The 18497-nt window shown below is 65.0% G+C and carries 23 protein-coding genes and 1 tRNA gene; 3 read left to right on the top strand and 21 right to left on the bottom strand.

All coding sequences use genetic code 11. The features are described 5' to 3' along the window. Positions 1-197: 197 nt before the first annotated feature. The 3 genes from BM449_RS08750 to BM449_RS08760 all read right to left on the bottom strand — a co-directional run bounded on the left by BM449_RS08750 (position 198) and on the right by BM449_RS08760 (position 4196). Positions 198-3350 (bottom strand): efflux RND transporter permease subunit, encoded by a 3153-nt coding sequence (locus BM449_RS08750; protein ID WP_071800909.1) that lies wholly within the window; start codon positions 3348-3350, stop codon positions 198-200. Positions 3351-3515: 165 nt separating this feature from the next. Continuing rightward, positions 3516-4007, bottom strand: a complete 492-nt coding sequence (locus BM449_RS08755; protein WP_071800910.1) for a photosystem I reaction center subunit XI — start codon at positions 4005-4007, stop codon at positions 3516-3518. Between the two features lie 72 nt (positions 4008-4079). Beyond that, positions 4080-4196: a photosystem I reaction center subunit VIII gene (locus BM449_RS08760; RefSeq protein ID WP_071800911.1), complete on the bottom strand. Its 117-nt coding sequence runs from the start codon at positions 4194-4196 to the stop codon at positions 4080-4082. 111 nt (positions 4197-4307) lie between these two features. On the opposite strand from BM449_RS08760, the gene BM449_RS08765 reads away from it, so the two are divergent. Next, on the top strand, positions 4308-4802 hold the full coding sequence (locus BM449_RS08765; RefSeq protein WP_071800912.1) for a hypothetical protein: 495 nt from the start codon (positions 4308-4310) through the stop codon (positions 4800-4802). On the opposite strand, the gene BM449_RS08770 is transcribed toward BM449_RS08765, so the two are convergent. Continuing rightward, a complete protein-coding gene (locus BM449_RS08770) occupies positions 4748-5731 on the bottom strand; it encodes a glycosyltransferase family 2 protein (RefSeq protein ID WP_071800913.1) in 984 nt (327 codons plus the stop codon). The two genes, BM449_RS08765 and BM449_RS08770, sit on opposite strands and share 55 nt — an antisense overlap. A 59-nt stretch (positions 5732-5790) precedes the next feature. Further along, the gene (locus BM449_RS08775) at positions 5791-6525 is read right to left on the bottom strand and encodes a C40 family peptidase (protein ID WP_071802138.1); all 735 of its coding nucleotides are present in this window, start codon (positions 6523-6525) and stop codon (positions 5791-5793) included. A gap of 65 nt (positions 6526-6590) precedes the next feature. Between BM449_RS08775 and BM449_RS08780 the strand changes: the two genes are divergently transcribed. Beyond that, positions 6591-7529, top strand: a complete 939-nt coding sequence (locus tag BM449_RS08780; RefSeq protein WP_071800914.1) for a serine hydrolase — start codon at positions 6591-6593, stop codon at positions 7527-7529. Positions 7530-7596: 67 nt separating this feature from the next. Here the strand turns inward: BM449_RS08780 and BM449_RS08785 are convergent. Then, positions 7597-7685 (bottom strand) — tRNA-Ser (locus tag BM449_RS08785). Positions 7686-7703: 18 nt separating this feature from the next. Continuing rightward, complete coding sequence (gene alr, locus BM449_RS08790; RefSeq protein WP_071800915.1) at positions 7704-8897, bottom strand: alanine racemase; 1194 nt, start codon at positions 8895-8897, stop codon at positions 7704-7706. Positions 8898-9009: 112 nt separating this feature from the next. Here alr and BM449_RS08795 point away from each other — a divergent pair, with 112 nt between their 5' ends. Then, positions 9010-9507: an HNH endonuclease gene (locus tag BM449_RS08795; protein WP_071800916.1), complete on the top strand. Its 498-nt coding sequence runs from the start codon at positions 9010-9012 to the stop codon at positions 9505-9507. A 17-nt stretch (positions 9508-9524) separates the two neighbouring features. Here the strand turns inward: BM449_RS08795 and prfA are convergent, their stop codons facing one another. The 14 genes from prfA to rpsE form a co-directional block, all read right to left on the bottom strand. Continuing rightward, on the bottom strand, positions 9525-10628 hold the full coding sequence (gene prfA, locus BM449_RS08800; protein WP_071800917.1) for a peptide chain release factor 1: 1104 nt from the start codon (positions 10626-10628) through the stop codon (positions 9525-9527). A gap of 96 nt (positions 10629-10724) precedes the next feature. Continuing rightward, positions 10725-10994 (bottom strand): 50S ribosomal protein L31, encoded by a 270-nt coding sequence (rpmE, locus tag BM449_RS08805; RefSeq protein WP_071800918.1) that lies wholly within the window; start codon positions 10992-10994, stop codon positions 10725-10727. A 10-nt stretch (positions 10995-11004) separates the two neighbouring features. Continuing rightward, positions 11005-11412: a 30S ribosomal protein S9 gene (rpsI, locus tag BM449_RS08810; protein WP_071800919.1), complete on the bottom strand. Its 408-nt coding sequence runs from the start codon at positions 11410-11412 to the stop codon at positions 11005-11007. Beyond that, positions 11409-11861: a 50S ribosomal protein L13 gene (gene rplM, locus BM449_RS08815; RefSeq protein ID WP_071802139.1), complete on the bottom strand. Its 453-nt coding sequence runs from the start codon at positions 11859-11861 to the stop codon at positions 11409-11411. Before rplM ends, rpsI begins: the two co-directional genes overlap by 4 nt. 115 nt (positions 11862-11976) lie before the next feature. Then, complete coding sequence (gene truA, locus BM449_RS08820) at positions 11977-12843, bottom strand: tRNA pseudouridine(38-40) synthase TruA (protein ID WP_071800920.1); 867 nt, start codon at positions 12841-12843, stop codon at positions 11977-11979. Further along, on the bottom strand, positions 12840-13190 hold the full coding sequence (rplQ, locus tag BM449_RS08825; protein WP_071800921.1) for a 50S ribosomal protein L17: 351 nt from the start codon (positions 13188-13190) through the stop codon (positions 12840-12842). The genes truA and rplQ overlap by 4 nt, the downstream gene beginning before the upstream one ends. A gap of 50 nt (positions 13191-13240) precedes the next feature. Next, complete coding sequence (locus tag BM449_RS08830) at positions 13241-14179, bottom strand: DNA-directed RNA polymerase subunit alpha (protein WP_071800922.1); 939 nt, start codon at positions 14177-14179, stop codon at positions 13241-13243. A 69-nt stretch (positions 14180-14248) separates the two neighbouring features. Continuing rightward, the gene (gene rpsK, locus BM449_RS08835) at positions 14249-14641 is read right to left on the bottom strand and encodes a 30S ribosomal protein S11 (RefSeq protein ID WP_071800923.1); all 393 of its coding nucleotides are present in this window, start codon (positions 14639-14641) and stop codon (positions 14249-14251) included. A gap of 64 nt (positions 14642-14705) precedes the next feature. Further along, positions 14706-15071, bottom strand: coding sequence for a 30S ribosomal protein S13 (rpsM, locus tag BM449_RS08840; protein ID WP_071802141.1), 366 nt, complete (start codon positions 15069-15071; stop codon positions 14706-14708). A 106-nt stretch (positions 15072-15177) separates the two neighbouring features. Next, entirely contained in the window at positions 15178-15291 is a 114-nt protein-coding gene (gene rpmJ, locus BM449_RS08845; RefSeq protein WP_071800924.1) for a 50S ribosomal protein L36, read from the bottom strand. A 37-nt stretch (positions 15292-15328) separates the two neighbouring features. Next, positions 15329-15886, bottom strand: a complete 558-nt coding sequence (locus BM449_RS08850) for an adenylate kinase (RefSeq protein ID WP_071800925.1) — start codon at positions 15884-15886, stop codon at positions 15329-15331. Further along, positions 15883-17202 (bottom strand): preprotein translocase subunit SecY, encoded by a 1320-nt coding sequence (secY, locus tag BM449_RS08855; RefSeq protein ID WP_071800926.1) that lies wholly within the window; start codon positions 17200-17202, stop codon positions 15883-15885. The genes BM449_RS08850 and secY overlap by 4 nt, the downstream gene beginning before the upstream one ends. A 166-nt stretch (positions 17203-17368) precedes the next feature. Continuing rightward, entirely contained in the window at positions 17369-17821 is a 453-nt protein-coding gene (gene rplO, locus BM449_RS08860; protein ID WP_071800927.1) for a 50S ribosomal protein L15, read from the bottom strand. An 8-nt stretch (positions 17822-17829) separates the two neighbouring features. Then, positions 17830-18492 carry a 30S ribosomal protein S5 gene (gene rpsE / locus BM449_RS08865; protein ID WP_071800928.1) on the bottom strand — a complete coding sequence of 221 codons (663 nt, stop codon included), beginning with the start codon at positions 18490-18492 and terminating at the stop codon, positions 17830-17832. Positions 18493-18497 lie beyond the last annotated feature (5 nt).

The following is an 18497-nucleotide window of genomic DNA, read 5'->3' on the forward strand; positions in this document are numbered from 1 at the left end:
GTCTTTCTTGCTGGCTGCCAGGTCCAGGGTTCAGCCTCTTTGTGTATGGCCACAGTTTTCTCTGCCTGGCCCTGCGAGCCCTGCTGGCCCTACGAGCCGCTGCTCCCTTTGGGCAGCAAAACCCACGTATATTCAATGATGTGCTGATCTGTTCGCCCTGTCCCAGAGTCGGTGATTCGCTCTGATCTGACGACTGTTTACTGTTCCGATTCGCTTGGGGAAGAGCCGCGCTTGGGCCACCATTTCCTGCCTTCCAGTAATTTCATTTCCAGATAGACCACCGGCACCACGAACAGGGTGAGTGCCGTGGCCACCAGCAGGCCGGAGAACACCACAGTGCCGATACTCACCCTGCTGGCAGCGCCGGCACCCGTGGCGAAAACCAGGGGCAGAAAACCCGCCAGTGAGGTGAGGGCTGTCAGCACAATCGGCCGCAGGCGGCTGATGGCGGCCTCTTCGATCGCTTCGCGCAGGGCCATCGCTTCCTGCAGACGTTGATTGGCAAATTCAACGATCAGGATTCCATTCTTTGCCGCCAGACTCACCAGGACCAGCATTCCGACCTGGGCGTAGATGTCCAGAAAGAGTCCCCGACCAGCCAGACCTAGCAACGCTCCCAGCAAGGCCAGCGGAACGGTGATCAAAATGATGATCGGATCGAGGAAACTCTCGTAGAGGGCGGCCAGCACCAGGAACGTCGTCACGAGGCCCAGCACAAAAAGCTGCTGGGTCTTGCCGCCCGCCTGACGCTCCTCTCGGGCCAGTCCCACCCATTCGAGGTCGGTGACCGGACTGCCCTGCTCCTGCTTGACCTGCTCAAGGATGGCGATGGCCTGGCCTGTGCTGACGCCGTCCTTGGGCAGGGCCTGCACGGTGATTGAGCGTGACAGGCGACTGCGGTTGATGGAGGTGGGCCCGGTGGCTGGAACCAGCCGCGCCACTTCCCCCAGCGCAATCAGGTCACCGCCGCGGCTGCGCACTTTCAAGGCCAGCACGTCTTCGGCATTGCGCCGGTCTTCGCCATCAAGCTGGACCACGACCCGCCGCACCCGGTCCCCTTCAAAGCTGTCGTTCACATAGCGACTGCCAAAGCTGGCCCCGAGGGTGTCGACGACGGTGTCGAGATCGAGGTCGAGGGAGGCCATCCGCAGCCGATCCGGTTCAAGCCGCAGCAAGGGGGCGTCGGCACTGAAGCGTGTGCTGACCCGCTCAAAGGCGTCGGTGGCGTTGGCCGCTGCGATGAAGCTCCGCACCTCGGCCTCGAAGTCGCTGAGATTGAGCCGGCCGCCGCTGATGTCGAGCAGTTCGAGCTCCAGCCCCCCCTCGCTGCTGAATCCCCGCACGGGGGGAGGGACACTCAGCAGCACCGTGGCCTCGGGGATCTGTTCGCGCATGGCCGCCCCCAGCCGTTGGGCGATGGCTTCGTTGCTGTTTTCTTTGGCGTTGCCCCGCTGCTCCAGCGGTTGTAGGCGCAGGAAGAAGATGCCTCTGTTTGGGGCGCTGTCGCCGAAGGAGCGGCCGGCGTAGAAGTTGCCGACCCGCACCAGCTTTTCTTCGGCCACCACCTGCCGGACCTTCTCCACCACCCGCTCGGTGCTGCGCAGTGAGGCACCACCGGGGAGCACCACGACGCCGCGCACCTGGCTGTCGTCTTCTTGGGGGATGAAGCCGGTTGGCAGCTGGCCAAGGCCCCAGCCCGCCAGCACCAGCCCGCCGAGTAATCCGAGCAGCACCAGGCGGCGGCGCCGAAAGCTGCGTTCCAAGGCCTTGCCGTACCAGTGGCGCAGCCGGTCCAGCCAGCGTTGGGGGCGCTGCAGCAGCCGGCTCAGCCAATCGGGTTCCTTCCAGCCATGGCCGAGCAGCCAGCTGGCAGCCACGGGAGTGAAGGTGAGGGCGTTGAGGGTGGAGAAGAGAATCGTGGCGCCAATCGTGATCGCGATCGGTTGGTAAAGCCGGCCGACACTGCCGGGAATGGCCAGCACCGGCAGGAAGACCACCACCAGCACCAAGGAGGTGGCGATCACGGCACCCCCCAGTTCCTGCATGGCATTGCGGGCGGCCCGCATCGGCGATTCGCCGGCTTCCAGCCGCCGACCAATGTCTTCGCTGACGACAATGGCGTCATCCACCACAAGTCCGGTGGCGAGCACCATGCCGAACAAGGTGAGCGTGTTGATCGAGCTGCCTGTGAGCCGTAAGACCGTGATGCTGCCAATCAGGGCAACCGGGACCGCCACAGCGCTGACCAAGGCCAGTCGACTGTTGCCCAAGGCCACCAGCAGCACGAGCAGCACGAGCAGCACCGCATCGCGCAAGCTGTTCCAGGTCAGCTGAATGCTTTCGCGCACCGTATCGGCCACATCGACGATCCGTTGCAGCTCCATGCCTGGCGGGAAGCTGGTCTCGATCTCGGCGAGGGAGGCATTGACGGCATTGCTGACATCCAGGGCATTGCTACCGTCCCGCTGGAAGATCAGCACCGCCACGGTGGGATCGCCGCCCAGATTGATGGCCGTGCTCTCGAAGTCTTCGAGATCCAGGCTCACCCGCCCCACCTCCTTGAGCAACACCACCCCGCCGTTGGGGGTTTTGGCGACCACCAGCTCTTCGAGTTCAGGCACGCTGCGCAGCCGCCCTTCCATCTCCAACGGGAAGGTGGTTTCCTGATTTTCTGGGCTGGGGGCATCGCCCACCTGGCCCAGGGCCGCCAGCACGTTCTGCTCGCGCAGGGCGTCCACCACATCGCTGATCGTCAGCCCACGTGTTTCGAGAGCCCTGGGATCCAGCCATAGCCGGAAGGCCAGCGGGCTGCTGCCGACGACGGCCACATTGCCGACCCCTGGCACCCGTTGCAGCGTGTCCCGCAGCTTTTCATCCAACCAGCCGCTCAAGAAAGCGGGTTCGAACAGCCCCTCGGGCGCGCTGAAACTCAGCACCATCAGCAGATCGTCGGAGCTGCGCCTGACTTGTACCCCCAGCCGCGCGACCTGGGGCGGCAGGCGCGGGTTGGCCAGGGAGGCTTCGTTCTGGGCGTTGATCTGATTGAGCTCGGGATTGCCCCCCTCAAAGGTCAGGGTGATCGAGCTGCTGTTGGCCGAGCTGGTGGAACGGATCGTTTCGAGTCGCTCCAGCCCGTTCAACTGGCGCTCCAGGGGGGTGGTGACGCCCTGCTCCACCACGGCGGCGCCGCCACCGGGATAGTTCGCTCGCACATTGACCCTGATCGGCGCGATCGGTGGCAGGTTTTCCACCTGCAGTCCCTGAAGGCTGATCAGGCCAACCATCACCACCAACAGGCTCACCACCAGGGTGAGCACGGGGCGTTTCAAGAACGGGTCCGACACCGACATGGGGCTGTTGCAGCCGCTCGGCTGATCCGTGTTTCAAGGGCTGTTCTAAGGCGTCGGCAAAGGGGGCTGGATGGAGGCCTGCGGTAGGGGTGGCGATAGCGCATGAAAAAGCCCCACCTGAGTGGGGCTCAGAGCCTGGGCCCGCCCTTGGATGGCGGGTGTGACTCAGCTGAGGCCGGCCAGGCCGCCGGTGAGCTTCATCAGTGGCGAGCCCATCAGGCTGCCAGCCAGGAACCAGGCGAAGGCGGCGCCGCCGCAACCGCCGAGCCAGAAGCCGCTGGCGAATTCGGCCCAACCGGCTTTGGTGAACAGGTCGGCAGGTGGGTTGTCGATCGTGGCGTCGGGGGGCTGGACATTGGGACCAGTGCCCGCCGTGCCGTAAATCGACAGGCAGATCGTGAGGATCGAGACCAGCCCGATCGTGGCCAGCAGGCCAGAGGTGCTGGCGTATTCGGTCAGACGCAGGGGACCGGTGAGGGCGAACGGTCCGTAGAGCAGAAAGCCATGGGCCATGCCCACTTCAAGGCCGCGACGGTTCGGCGACAGGGAAGGCCGGTAGGCCGGCAGGGCATTCAGAAACGCCTTGGAGAAATAGCTGCTGTTGACGGGAGTGGCCAGATTGCCGACGGTGGCATCAGCGACGGGTTGCACGGTCATGGAAAAGAACGGGGAAGGGAACGAACGCAGCAGGCCACGCGCAGGGAGGCAATCCGCAGGGGATCGCTGGGCTCAGTCGCGGGCTTCGATCACGTTGAACAACAGGGCCATGGCGATGGCCGGGCCAAGGATTCCAACGAATGGAACGAGGATGGACGGCAGCCAGGCGGCGGCGAATTCTCCAGTCATGGCTCGGGCCAATACAGCAACCGGCGGTACTGTATCGAGCACTTCCGGGCTCACCTGGCAGGGTCGCCAGGGGTGACATAAAAATCAATCCCCCATGGAGCTCTTCAGCTGATGGCGTTCTTCAGTGGCGTCCTGATCACCGGCATTTTTCTTGTCGCCTGGCTGCTCGGTCGTCCCGGCCTGGGCCAGCGGGCTTCGGCCCGGGGAGGGACCAGCCCAGGGCGTGCTTTGCCGGCGGCCAGTCTGGTCGCAAAGACCAAGACCAAGACCAAGACCAAGATCCAGGACAAGGCCACTGGCTGGGCAGCGGTCACTGATTTGGAGTTTGGGTCGTTCAGCGCTGGTGAGCGGCAGAAGCAACGGCTCCTGCGCGAACTCGCTGTCGCCTTTCGCGGCAGAGGCGACGATCGGCTCGCGGCCATCCACCTGGCCCTGCGATCGGGGGATCGCTCCGTGCTGCCCTTTCTGCGGCGGGGCCGTCTTGATTCCGATCCACGGGTGGCGGCCCTGGCCGCCGAGGGGCTGGTCCGATTCCGTGGCAAGCCGGCGGCTCAGCCGCTGCCGCTGCCACTGAGACGGCCGCGCAAGGTGTCCCGCACCCGGTAGATCGGCCGACCCTGGCTTTCGTGATAGGTGCGCATCTGCAGTTCGGCCAGCAGGCCGAAGCAGAACAACTGGACGCCGGCCAGGATGGCGAGAACGGCCACCGACAGCAACGGCCGGTTGCCGATATCGGCATCGAAGATCAGCTTTTCGCCCAATAAAACCAGGCTGATCACCAGCCCAACAGCCAGGGAGGCCAGACCGCCGAAACCAAAGACATGCATGGGTCGGGTCAGGAATCGCTTCATGAACCAGACCGTCAGCAGGTCCATCAGCACCCGGAAGGTGCGATCGATGCCGTACTTGCTGCTGCCGAAGCGGCGGGCGTGGTGGTTCACCTTCACCTCGCTGATCCGAGCTCCCTCGATGAAGGCCAGGGCCGGCAGGAAACGGTGCAGTTCGCCATAGAGGTTGAGATCGGCCACCACTTCGCGGCGGTAGGCCTTGAGCGAACAGCCGTAATCGTGGAGCCGTACGCCCGTGACCCGGGCGATCAGGCGATTGGCGATCTTGGAAGGGAGCAGCCGCTGCAGCGCCGCATCCTGGCGCTGGTGGCGCCAGCCGCTGACTAAGTCGTAGCCCTGATCCAAGCGCTCCAGCAGCAGGGGGATGTCGGCAGGGTCGTTCTGCAGATCGCCATCCAAGGTGATCAGCACCTCCCCAGCGCTGGCATCGAACCCTGCCGCCATCGCCGCTGTCTGGCCGTAGTTGCGGCGCAGCACCACCGCCACCAGTTCCGGAATCCGGCTGGCCTGCGCTGCTAGGGCGGCGGCGGTTCCGTCGCTGGAGCCGTCATCCACCAGCACCAGCTCAAAGCTTCGCCCCATCGGCCGCAGAACGGCCAGAAGCTGATCCAGTAGCAACGCCACACTGTCCTGCTCGTTGTACAGGGGGATGACCACCGAGAGCTCGAGTTGGCTCGGTTCGCCCATGGCGTTTGGCAGGTATGGGGGCCTGCAACCTACGGGAGCCGCTGCCTCCAGCCGCCTGCTCAGGGAAGGGTTGTGCCGTCATGGCAGCGCACCACCCGGCCGGCTCCGCGCAGTTCGCTGCGGTAGTGGCTGGCCACCGGATCGCGACTGTGGGCGGCAAGCTGATCCACCGCCAGCCCGTTGTGGCCATGCTCGGCTCCTGAGCTGTGCAGATAGCGGCCTTTGCCCAGATACAGCCCCACATGGGTGCAGCGTTGTGGTCGGCCGAAGAAGATCAGATCCCCAGGCCGCACCAGGCTGAACAGGCTGGGGCGGATCGCCACCGCCTGGCAGAAGCGTTCCTGTTGATAGGCATCCCGGGGGATCCAGATTCCGGCACTGGCAAAGGCGCTCTGGACCAGGCCGGAGCAGTCGTAATTCGGGCCCGTGGTGCCACCCCAGAGGTAGTGGTTGGGTTTGTCAGCCGCCTGGCTGGCGTAGTGCAGCACAGCCGGGAGCGCCGCCTCGATCCGGCCTGGATCGAGCAGGCGGCGCCGGGGTGGCTCTGCGGCCAGGGCTGCGCCCAGCAGGTCGGCCTGCTCTAGCCAGCAGGGATAGCCGTCTTCGAGCAAGCGCACCTTTAATCGCCCGCCCCTGGCCGAGCAGGGCTCAAGCACGTCCAGGCAGCGCCCGGCGGCGACCTGGGTGGCCAAGCCCGAACCCCGCATCCGGCTGTAGCCATCAAGTGGCCGCCCCAAGCGCCAGCAACTGCCTGCGATCAGCAGCTCTTCTGCCGCCGGCGTGCCCGCTGGCAGCGCAGCCCGGGGCCCAGAGCTGGGGATTGAGGTGCCTAATCTCAGCATTGTTGCGGTCTTGGCTGATGGCGTTTTACCGCCTTGAGGGGGCGATGGGCGACATCCTGCACGAGCGGATCCGCGAACTGGAGCAACAGGGCCGCCCCGGACTCGCGGCCCAGCTCTCGGTGTGCTGGCTGCGTTACGACCGTTCCTTGATCGGCAGGGCGGACAGCCTGAGCGATCCACAGGCCTTCTGGACCGAGCCCGTCTCTGGCGCCTGCTGGCGGGGAGACCAGGCCGTTTATCCAGCCAGTGTGGTGAAACTGTTTGTTCTGGCCGGGGTGGAGGCCTGGTTGCAGGCTCGCTTGATCGAGGACGGCAGCGAACTGAGGCGGGCCATGGCCGACATGATCAGGGATTCCAGCAATGACGCCACATCCCTGCTGGTGGACGTGCTGAGCGGCACCAGCAGTGGCCCGGCTCTGCCTGAGGCCAAGCTGCAGGCCTGGATCGCCCAGCGTCAGCTGCTCAATCGCTGGTTCGGCGGCCTGGATTGGCCCGAGTTGACGGGTTGCAATCTCTGTCAGAAAACCTGGGGTGATGGCCCCTATGGACGGGAACGCCAGTTCTATGGACCGGCGATGGAGAACCGCAACCGGCTCAGTGTTGAGGCCACCGCGCGCCTCCTGCACGCGATTGTGGCCGGCAGCTTTGTCTCACCCCCGGCCTGCAGCCGGATGCGTCACCTGCTCAGGCGATCGCTGGATCCAGGTGAACGACGGGCCGATCCGGAGAACCAGGTGGATGGCTTCCTCGGTGAAGGCCTACCGGAGAGGGCGAGGCTGTGGAGCAAGGCCGGCTGGATGAGCCAGGCGCGCCACGACGCCGCCTATGTGGAGATTGATGGCCACCATCCCTTCATCCTGGTGGTGTTCAGCGAGGGTGCTGCCCGCGCTACCGACCACACCCTGCTGCCGGAGCTGGCCCGCCGGCTGGCCCAGGCCTGCCGGCGCCCTGACTGAAGCTGGGGGCAGAACGCCCAGCACGCCGGTCTTGGCGCCAGCGGCGCGAGCCAGGGCATCAAAGAAACGGAGAGGGAGGGATTCGAACCCTCGACAGAAGTTGCCTCCTGTAACTCCTTAGCAGGGAGCCGCTTTCAACCACTCAGCCACCTCTCCAGGGGCGATCCGAGCTTATCAGCGCTCTCGCCGACCTGCCTCGGCCTGGAGCCTCGGCAGGCGGTGCTTGAAGCCGCAGAGGATTTCCCAGGAGATGGTGCCCGAGGCCTCGGCCCAGTGCTCCGGTCCGATCACCTGGCCACCTTCTTTGCCGAGCAGGGTCACCACCGATCCCTGCACCAGTTCATGGCAGTCGGTGGCATCGATGATCAGCTGGTCCATGGTGATGGCACCGACCTGGGCCAGCCGTTTCTCGCCGAACAACACCGTCAGCGTGTTGGAAAGGCGCCTGGGCACCCCATCGGCGTAACCAATCGCCACCACCGCCAAGCGACTCGGCCGCTGGGTCAGGAAACGGTGCCCGTAGCTCACCCCTACCCCGGTGGGCACCTCGCGGATCAGGGTCACCCTGGCGCGAACGTCCATCGCCGGCTCCAGTGCGACGCTGCCACCGAGATGGGGAGCAGGGCAATGGCCATACAGGGCCAGCCCCACCCGCACCAGGTCGTAGTGGAGGGATGGGCTGCGCAGGGTTCCTGCCGAGTTGGCCAGGTGGCGGCGGCCTGTGGACAGCCCCTGGCTGGCCATCGCCTGGAGCGCCGCCCCAAACCGCAGCTTTTGCAAGGCGGTCAGGCTGGCGTCGCCATCATCGGGGCTGTCGGCATCGGCCAGATGGGAATACACCCCGGCCACCTGCACGGCATCGAGCCCGTTGAGCACCGCCAACAGCTGGGCCCCGTCTGGCCAGTCAATGCCCAGACGGGTCATGCCCGTATCGAGCTTGAGATGCAGGGCCATGCGGCGGCCACTGCCACTGGCCAGGCTCTGGCAGAGCAGGGCTTGGCGTTGGCTGCTGATCGTGGGCATCAGCTGCCAGTGCAGGCAGCTCCTCAGTTCCTCGGGTTCGCTGAGGTTGCCCATCACCAGCAAGGGGGCCTCGATCCCCGCCTGGCGCAGTTCCACTCCCTCCTGGAGGGTGGCCACACCGAGGCTGTTGGCCCCCCCGGCGAGGGCCGCCTGGGCCACCGGCAGGGCACCGTGGCCGTAGCCATCGGCCTTGACAACCGCCATCAGCTCGCAGCCTTGGGCCAGCAGGGCCTTGAGACGGCGAGCATTGCGGGCGATGGCGGCCCCGTCTACCTCCACCCAGGCCCGTTGGCGGGGATGGAGCAGTCCACAGGTTGGGGAGGCAGAGCCTGGCTCAGCGGCCATCGAAGTGGAAGGTACCCAATCGACCGTAGGGCGGACCCGTGATCAGACGTGATTGAACCGTTAGCATGGCGCCATCGGCCGGAACTGGCACCCACTTCATGGGTCGAGCACCGTGAGCCAGGTCCTCGTTCTCAACGCCTCCTACGAGCCGCTCAACATCACCAGCTGGCGCCGCGCCACTGTGATGGTTCTCAAAGGAAAAGCCGAAGGACTGGAGCACGATTCAAGTCACTTCATCCGCAGTGATTTGCTGCTGCCCACGGTGATCCGTCTGCGGCAATTCGTGCGGGTTCCCTTCAAGCAACTTCCGCTCACCCGTCGCAACGTCTTTCAGCGCGACAGCCATTCCTGTCAATACTGCGGCTACCAGGGGGATCAGCTCTCGATCGACCATGTGATCCCCCGCAGCCGCGGCGGCATCGATAGCTGGGAGAACGTCACCACAGCCTGTTTGCGTTGCAATGTGCGCAAGGGCAGTCGCACGCCACGGGAAGCGGCGATGCCCCTGGCGAAAGTGCCCCGCCGGCCGGTGAGCACCTTGTATTTTGAAGCCACCCGCCACATCCGCTCCGGCCGAGGGGAATGGGCCAAATATGTGATCGGGGCCTGAATTGGCCCGCCCTCTGATCACCCGCTCCCACTGGCCTCAGTGGCCAGCTTCTCCATCTGCTGGCGCTGGTCGTCGGCGATGCAGGCGCCGATCAGCTCATCGAGTTGCCCCGCCAGGACCGGCTCCAGGCTGAAATTGCGGTGCAGACGGTGGTCGGTGATGCGGTTGTCTTTGACGTTGTAAGTGCGAATCTTCTCGCTGCGATCACCCCGCCCCACCTGGGCCCGCCGGGCGGAACTCTCCGCTGCTGCCGCTTCGGCCAGCTCCCGCTCCAGCAGCTTGGCCCGCAGGATCTCCAACGCCCGTTCCTTGTTCTGAAGCTGGGAGCGCTCCTGGGTGCAGAACACCCGGATGCCCGTGGGCTTGTGCAGCAGGTCGACCGCCGTTTCAACCTTGTTGACGTTCTGGCCACCGGCGCCACCGGAGCGGGCGGTGCTGATCTCCAGGTCGCCGGGGTCGAGCCGAACTTCAACCGGATCGGCTTCCGGCATCACCGCCACGGTGGCGGTGGAGGTGTGCACCCGTCCCTGTGATTCGGTGGCCGGGACCCGCTGCACCCGATGAACGCCGGCCTCGTACTTGAGCTGGCTGTAGACCCCTTCGCCACGGATCGAGAGGATCAGTTCCTTATAGCCACCAAGATCGGCTTCTGAGGCACTCAAAGGTTTCACGCTCCAGCCCAGGGTCTGGGCATGGCGCTCGTACATCCGGGCCAGATCACCGGCCCACAGCGAAGCTTCATCACCGCCGGCTCCTGCTCTGATCTCCAGCATCACGCTGCGCCGATCGCGCGGGTCGCGGGGCAGCAGGGCGAGAATGAGGCGATCGCGCAGAACCTCGATCTGGGCATTGAGCTCCTGCAGCTCATCCTCTGCCAGCGCTTCCATCTCAGGGTCGCCGCGGTTCTCCCTTAGCAGTTGCCGCGTCTCGCCGAGCTGCCTCTGGAACTGCTGAAGTTGGCCATGGCCCAGCACCAGGGGTTCGAGGCGCGAGCGCTCCCGGGCGAGTGATTCCAGCTGGGTGGGATTGGAAGCCACGGCCGGATCGGCCAGTTGTCGCTCCAGGGTGGCGAAGGTGCGGCAGGCCACCTCCAGCCGCTCGCTCAAAAACGAGACATCCATGGGCCCAGCTCAGCGGACAACAAAAAGCCGGAAGCCCAGAGGCTTCCGGCAACGGCTGGGGGCAGACCCCTTGGCCGCAGGGCATGGGGACCCTGATCAGGACGCGACGTCGTCGGTGGCGGCAGCGGTCTGCTCAGCCTGGCTGGCGGCACTGTCGATGCTGCCCATGCCGTACTTGCGCATGAAACGATCAACGCGCCCTTCGGTGTCGAGGATCTTCTGGGTGCCGGTATAGAAGGGGTGGTTGCCACTCCAGACGTCGACATGGAGCTCGCTCTGGGTGGAGCCTGTGGTCATCACCACTTCTCCGTTGCAGATCACCTTGGCGTCGGGATACCAGGTGGGATGAATGTTGGCCTTGGGCATGGGAGGAGAATCAGCGCTTGGAGAACTGGGGAGCTTTACGGGCTTTCTTCAGGCCGTACTTGCGGCGCTCTTTGGCGCGGGGATCCCGGCTGAGGTGGCCTTCGGTCTTGAGCGGCTTGCGGTTGTCAGGCGAGAGATCGCAGAGCGCACGGGCCGCACCTTGCTTGATCGCATCGGCTTGGCCGGTGAGGCCGCCGCCCTTGACGTTCACCAGCAGGTCGTAGGCGCTGGCAAGGCCGAGGGTGTCGAGGGGGGCCTTCACCGCTGCCAGGTAACTGGGGTTGTAGTTGAGGTAGTTGTCACCGGGGCGGCCGTTGATGGTGATCGAACCGGTGCCGGGAACCACCCGCACCCGTGCCACAGCAGTTTTGCGGCGGCCGGTGCCCCAGTACACGACGCGGTTGGAAGGGGTGCTCATTGGGCGGAGGCGGAAGGATCGAGGGTCATGATCTGGGGCTGTTGGGCCGTGTGGGGATGGTCAGTTCCCTTGTAGACCTTGAGTTTGCGGAACAACTGCCGGCCCAGGGCGTTGTGGGGCAGCATGCCCTTGATCGCCTTCTCGACGATCCGCTCGGGCAGCCGGGCCTGAAGGGCGGCAAAGGTTTCCGTCTTCATGCCGCCTGGCCTGCCGGAGTGGCGGCGGTAGATCTTCTGATCGGCCTTGTTGCCACTGATGCGGATCTTGTCGGCGTTGACAATGATCACGAAATCACCAGTGTCGAGGTGGGGCGTGAAGGCGGGTTTGTTCTTGCCCCGCAGCACGCTGGCCACTTCAGTGGCCAGGCGGCCAAGGGTCTGATTCTCGGCGTCTACCAGGAACCACTGGCGTTCGAGGGAATCCAGGGAGGGAACGGAGGTCTTGTTCATCGCACCGGCAGGCCGGATCACATAACGCCCCATCTCGGCGGAGGGGCTGGACAGGGAAGGAACGGCAGGGAATCCGCAGAACGGGCTCTGGTCTGCGCATTCACAGCTCTTGAGCTTAAACCTTGGCCTGCCCCCCATTGCCAAACCCTGGAGGAAGCGGTGGTGGATCGTTGCCCTGGAGGACGAAGTGCGGCTGGCCATCGAACCAGAGAGCTGGCGCAAACAGCTCCTCGGGGTACCCCACGCGCAGCAGGCAGAGGCCCTGGGGCGGGGCCGCTTCCTTGACCTCCTCCCGAGCCTGCTGGCGCCAGCGCCGCTCGAACTGGGCTAGCGACAGCCGGCCTTCGCCGACCAGGACGAGTTGGCCCATGAGCAGGCGCACCATGCCGTAGAGGAAGCCGCTGGCCTGGATCTCGCAGACGATCAGATCACCGCGCCGCTCCAGAGCCACCTCCTGGACCGTGGTGCGGGAATGCAGCCGCCGGCTGCCGGCTTTGCGAAACGTGGAGAAGTCGTGGTGGCCCAGCAGACCCTCCAGCGCTTCGGCCATCGCCCGCTCGTTGAGGCGGAAGCGGTAGCGGTGCCAGCTGTAGGGCGCCAGGAAAAGATTGGGCGTGCGGCCGTTATAGAGGGTGTAGCGGTAGCGCCGGTAGGTGGCCGAGTAACAAGCATGCCAACTGGAGGGCACCTCGGCGGCGGCGCGGACCCGAACCGTGGGCGGCAGCGGACCATTGAGTGCCTTCGGCCAGCGCGGGGCGGGGATCGGGCCGCTGGCGTCGAAATGAACCACCTGGCCGGCCGCATGCACGCCGCTATCGGTGCGACCGGCGGCCACGCAGGCCATGGGCCGCAAGGGATCGAGCCGGGCTAGGGCCAGCTCAAGGGTGGCCTGGACACTGGACTGGGCGGTTTGGCGCTGCCAACCGCAGAATGCTGAACCCTCGTATTGGAGGCAGAGGGCAATCCTGCGCAGGGCGCTCAGACCAGCTCGATGATGGCCATCTCGGCATTGTCGCCGCGACGGGGCACCGTGCGAATGATCCGGGTGTAGCCACCCTGGCGCTCTCCGTAACGCTCCTGCGCCTTGTCAAACAGGGAGTGGACCAGCTGCTTGTCGAAGATGTAGCCCATGGCCCGGCGGCGGGCGGCCAGGCTGCCTTCCTTGGCCAGGGTGATCATGCGCTCGGCCTCATTGCGCAGCGCCTTGGCGCGCGCTTTGGTGGTGGTCACGCGACCCTCCCGGATCAGCTGGGTGGTCAGGCCACGGAGCAGGGCTTTGCGTTGGTCGGCGGGAAGTCCCAGCAGGGGGACTCGGCACTGGTGTCGCATGGTTCCGGGGCGGTGAAAGAAAGGGGAGGCTGGCCGAGGGGCCGGGCCGTTCAGGCTGTGGTGCGGCTCTGGGGCAGGGAAATGCCGATGCGCTCGAGGGCTTCGATCACTTCGTCGGCCGACTTGGAGCCGAAGTTCTTGATCTCGAGGAGATCCTCATAGCTGAAGCCCATCAGATCGGAGACCGAATTGACCTGGGCGCGCTTGAGGCAGTTGTAGGCGCGAACCGAAAGGTTCAGCTCCTCCAGGGGGATCTGGCTTTCGGCGGAGGGTTCTGGCTCCAGGCCAGGCTCCTCAACCATGGTGAGGCTGGCCAGGGGCTGGAACAGGGCGATCAGTTGATTGGCTGCCTGGGCCATGGCGTCGTCTGGGGTGATGGCGCCGCTGGTGTGGATGTCGAGGCGAAGGCGCTCACGGGCCGAGCCGCCTTCGCCCACGGCCGTTTCATCGATCGTGTAGTTGACCCGCCGCACCGGCATGAACACGGCATCGATCTGGAGCAGATCGATCGAACTGGTGTCTTCCTGATGACGATCCACCGGGCGATAGCCCACACCTCGCTCGACGTGAACCTCCAGCTCCAGGCTGTGGCCATCGGCCACTGTGGCGATCGGGCGATCCAGGTCGATGACCTGTACCTGCGAGGAGAATTGGAGATCGGCGGCAGTGACCGTGGCGGGGCCGGTAACCACCAGCCGGCCGATCTCCACTTCGCGGGTGCGGCTGCTGACAACCACTTCCTTGCAGTTCAGCAGGATGTCGAGGACGTCTTCACGCACCCCAGGGATGGTGGCGTATTCGTGGTTCACACCGGCGATGCGCACGGCGGTGATGGCACTACCTTCCATGCCACCCATCAGGACACGCCGCAAGGCGTTACCCAGGGTGACGGCTTGACCACGGTCGAGGGGCCCGATCACGAACACCCCGGTCTGGGAGCGGTCGTCGGCAATCTCATGCTCGACGCGATCGATCTGATACTGATGCACGGCCGGAAGGAGGGGGGAATGGAACGCCCGAGGGCTTGGTGAAGCCGAGGGCTTAATGGAAACGACGACTCAGACCCGGCGCCGCTTGGAACGGCGGCAGCCGTTGTGCGGCAGGGGGGTGACATCGCGGATCAGGGTGATCTCCAGACCGGCCACCTGCAGGGCACGGATCGCGGTTTCCCGGCCTGAGCCTGGGCCCCTGACCAGCACTTCGATCTGGCGCATGCCCTGATCGAGGGCGCGGCGTCCAGCGGCTTCTGCGGCCGTCTGCGCAGCGAAAGGGGTGCCTTTGCGAGCGCCCTTGAAACCGCTGGCACCAGCCGACGACCAGGAGATCACTTCACCTGCCGAGTCGGTGATCGACACGATGGTGTTGTTGAAGGTGCTCTGGATGTGAGCAACGCCATTGGGGACGTTGCGCTTGGTTTTTTTGGCGCCGGTTTTCTTGGCTGGCTTTGCCATGGATCGTGGCCTGGGGTAGGGGAATGGAGAACCTGAGCGCCGCAGCTGGCATCAGGGGGACGGCTTATTTCTTCTTGCCGGCCACGGTTTTGCGAGCACCCCGGCGGGTGCGGGCGTTGGTGCGGGTGCGCTGGCCGCGAACAGGCAAGCCCATGCGATGGCGACGACCGCGCACACAGCCGATGTCTTGCAGACGCTTGAGGGCCATGCCCTCCTGCCGGCGCAGATCGCCCTCGAGGGTGAAGGATTCGGCGGCGGCACGCAGCTTCTGAATGTCGCCGTCTTCGAGATCCTTGACGCGGATGTCGGGGCTGACACCAGCCTTGGCCAGGATCTTGTGGGACCTGGTCAACCCCACGCCGTACACGTAAGTGAGTGAAATCTCGACCCTCTTGTCACGAGGGATATCAACACCGGCAATCCGAGCCACGAATGAAAACAATCAGTTGGGAAGGTTGGGTCGCCCGGCCCCTTGGGGTCTGGGCGGTTGCGCCCCCGAAGCGGGGACGGCAAAGTTAGGAGAAGAGCCGTTCGGCTCAGCCCTGGCGTTGCTTGTGCTTGGGATTGGAGCAGATCACCATCACCCGGCCGTGGCGACGAATCACCCGGCACTTGTCACACATTTTCTTGACTGAGGCACGCACCTTCATGGGCGTCGGCTCTCCAATTTTTCAAACAGCTAAGCTATCACAGGGGCTTACCGACAACAGCAGCCACCCGCTGGGCGATGGCGTCGATCGAACCGGTGGCATCGACCGGCACCAGCAGGTTGCGTGAGCGGTAGTAGGCGATCAGGGGCTCCGTTTGCTCCTGGTAGACAACGAGGCGATTGCGGATCACCGCCTCGTTGTCGTCGTCGCGGCCGCGGTTGAGCAGTCGTTTGATCAGCTCGTCATCATCGAGCTCGAGCAGCAGAACCGATTCGATCGGTTGCTGGAGTTCTTCGAGCAACAGAGTGAGGGCTTCGGCCTGGGCGACGTTGCGGGGAAAGCCATCCAGCAGCCACCCTCCGGTGTGGGCCTCCAGTCGGTGGCGAACGATCGCCAGCACCAGGGCATCGCTGACCAGCTCGCCCCGGGCCATCACCGCCTCGGCTTCCTGGCCAAGCGTGCTGCCGGCCTTGACTTCGGCCCGCAGCAACTCGCCGGTGGAGAGGTGAAGCAGCTCGCGATCGGCTGCCAGCCTCTCGGCCTGGGTGCCCTTGCCGGCCCCAGGCGGACCAAGGAACAAAATACGGTTGGTCATTGACGCACCATCCCTTCGTAACGTTGAGAGATCACATAGGTTTGCACCTGCTTGGCCGTGTCGATGGCGACGCCCACCAGGATCAGCAGGGATGTGGCCCCCAAGCCTTGAAAGGTGCGCACCTGGGTGGCACCCTCGACGGCTGAGGGAATGATGGCCACGGCACCAAGGAAGAAACCGCCGAGCAGGGTGAGACGGTTCTGAACACCGCTCAGGTAGGTGGCCGTGGCGGAGCCGGGCCGGACCCCCGGGATCGCCACACCGGTGCGCTTCAAATTGGTAGCGATGTCGACAGGGTTGACAGTGAGCGAGGCGTAAAAGAGTGAGAAGCCGATGATCAAGCCGAAAAACACCAGCGCATAGAGCCAAGGCGTGCTGCTGTTCGGGTTGAGATAGCCGGCCAGACGGATCAACCAGGGCGATTGCGTCAGGTTGGCGACCGTGAGTGGCAGGAACACCACCGCTGAAGCGAAAATGATCGGCATCACCCCGCCGGCGTTGAGTTTCAACGGCAGATAGCTCTGGCGTGCCGCGAGCAGGCTGACCTGGCCCACCTGGCGCTTGGCACTCACGATCGGGATGCGGCGGCTGCCCTCCTGGACGAAGATGATGCCGACGATCGTGACGAGAAAAATCACCACCAGGATGATGATTCCGCCCACGGTGGCCCGGTCACCGCTCTGGGCGAGCTCGACGGTGGAGCCGAGCGCCCTGGGCAGGGTGGCCACGATGTTCACGAAGATCACCAGGGAGGCACCCTGGCCGATGCCGCGCTCGGTGATCACCTCACTGATCCACATCACCACCATCGAACCGGTGACTAAGGCCAGGGCGGTCTGAATCACGAAGACAGGCTCGGGTACACCCGGCAGGGCGTACTGCCGCAGGATCAGGGCAAAGACGGTGCTTTGCAGCACGCCCCAACCCAGGGCCACATAGCGGGTGATCTGGGCGATCTTGCGCCGTCCGGCCTCCCCTTCGTTCTTCTGGAGATCTTCGAGCTGGGGAATGGCCGCTGTGAGCAGCTGCAGGATGATCGAAGCGTTGATGAACGGCAGAATCCCCAGCGCGAACACGCCGAGGGTGGAGATGCCGCCGCCGGTGAAGATGTCAAGGAAGCCGATCAGCTGGCCGCCCTGCTGGATGAATTCCTGAAAGGCCACCCGATCGATGCCTGGCACAGGGATGTAGATCCCCAGCCGCACCAGAAGCAGCAGGCCGAGGGTGGTCAAGACGCGGTCGCGCAGCCCCTTCGATTGGACCAGTTGGGTGAGGATTTCACCGGCACTGGGGTTACGCCCCCGGCTGACGAGCATGGTGTGAGCGAGCGAAGAACGGGGGCGAGATAGTCAAAGCCGCCTGCGCAGCCGGTGATCGGTGGCAGACGGCTCAGGTTGCGGAGACCGACTCCGGTTCCAGCAGTTCATTCAAGCGGTTCAAGGGGATGGCGGCGGTTGCGGCCTCCTTGTCGATCAGGGTTGATCAGGCAATCAGTTCACAACTGCCACCAGCCGCTTCGATCTTCTCACGGGCACTGCTGGTGAAACCAGCGGCCTGGACAGTGAGGCTGACGCCCAGATCACCATCCCCGAGCAACTTGAGGGGATGCTTCGGGCTGGTCACCAGCCCAGCGGCCTCCAGCGAATCGAGGTTGACCGTGCTGCCAGCAGCCAGGCCGGCGAGTTTGCCGACATTCAGCACGGTGAAGGCTTTCGGATTCACCAGGGTGAAGTGCTTGAGCTTGGGCAGACGGCGATAGAGGGGCATCTGGCCACCCTCAAAGCCGGGCCGGGTCGGACGGCCGGAGCGGGATTTCTGCCCGCGCATGCCGAAACCGCAGCTGGCGCCCTGACCGGCGGCGATGCCGCGCCCCTTGCGCAGCTTGCGGCGGCGGGAGCCGACCTGGGGTTTGAGGGTTTGGAGTGAAAGTGTCATCAGGGGGCTCAGGAGTAGATCTGCTCGAGGGAGATGCCCCGCTCTTTGGCGGTCTCCTTGTGGGTGCGCAACACCTGCAGGGCGTGGATGGCGGCGCGGGCGTTGTTGAGGGGTGTTTTGCTGCCCAGGCGCTTGGCCAGGACGTTCTTGATGCCGGCGAGCTCAAGGACCGTGCGAATCGAACCACCCGCGATCACGCCGGTGCCCGGTGCGGCCGGCCGCATCATCACGCTGGCGGCACCGTCTTCGCCGCGGCTGTCGGTGGGGATCGAACTGGTGCGGGTCAGGGGCACCTTGACCAGATGCTTTTTGCCATCGGCCACGCCCTTGCGGACGGCACCGATCACATCACCGGCCTTGCCGACACCGACACCGACCTGGCCGCGCTCGTTGCCGACGACGACGATCGCCCGGAAGCTCATCTTCTTACCGCCTTTGACGGTTTTGGAGACGCGGCGGATCTGGACCACCCGCTCCTGCCATTCGGAGTCGCGCTCCTGACCACGCCGGTTGTCGCCCCGACGTCCACCACCGCGTCGGTCACCCGACCTGGCATCGCCACCCCTGCCGCCGCCGCCACCGCGGCGCTCCTGCTGGCCTTCGGCCGCTGCTGGGACAGCGGCGGCTCCTGGAATCTCGCTGGACTGGACCTGTTGGTTGATTTCGCTCATGGTTG

Source organism: Synechococcus sp. SynAce01, assembly GCF_001885215.1.
Classification (GTDB): domain Bacteria; phylum Cyanobacteriota; class Cyanobacteriia; order PCC-6307; family Cyanobiaceae; genus Regnicoccus; species Regnicoccus frigidus.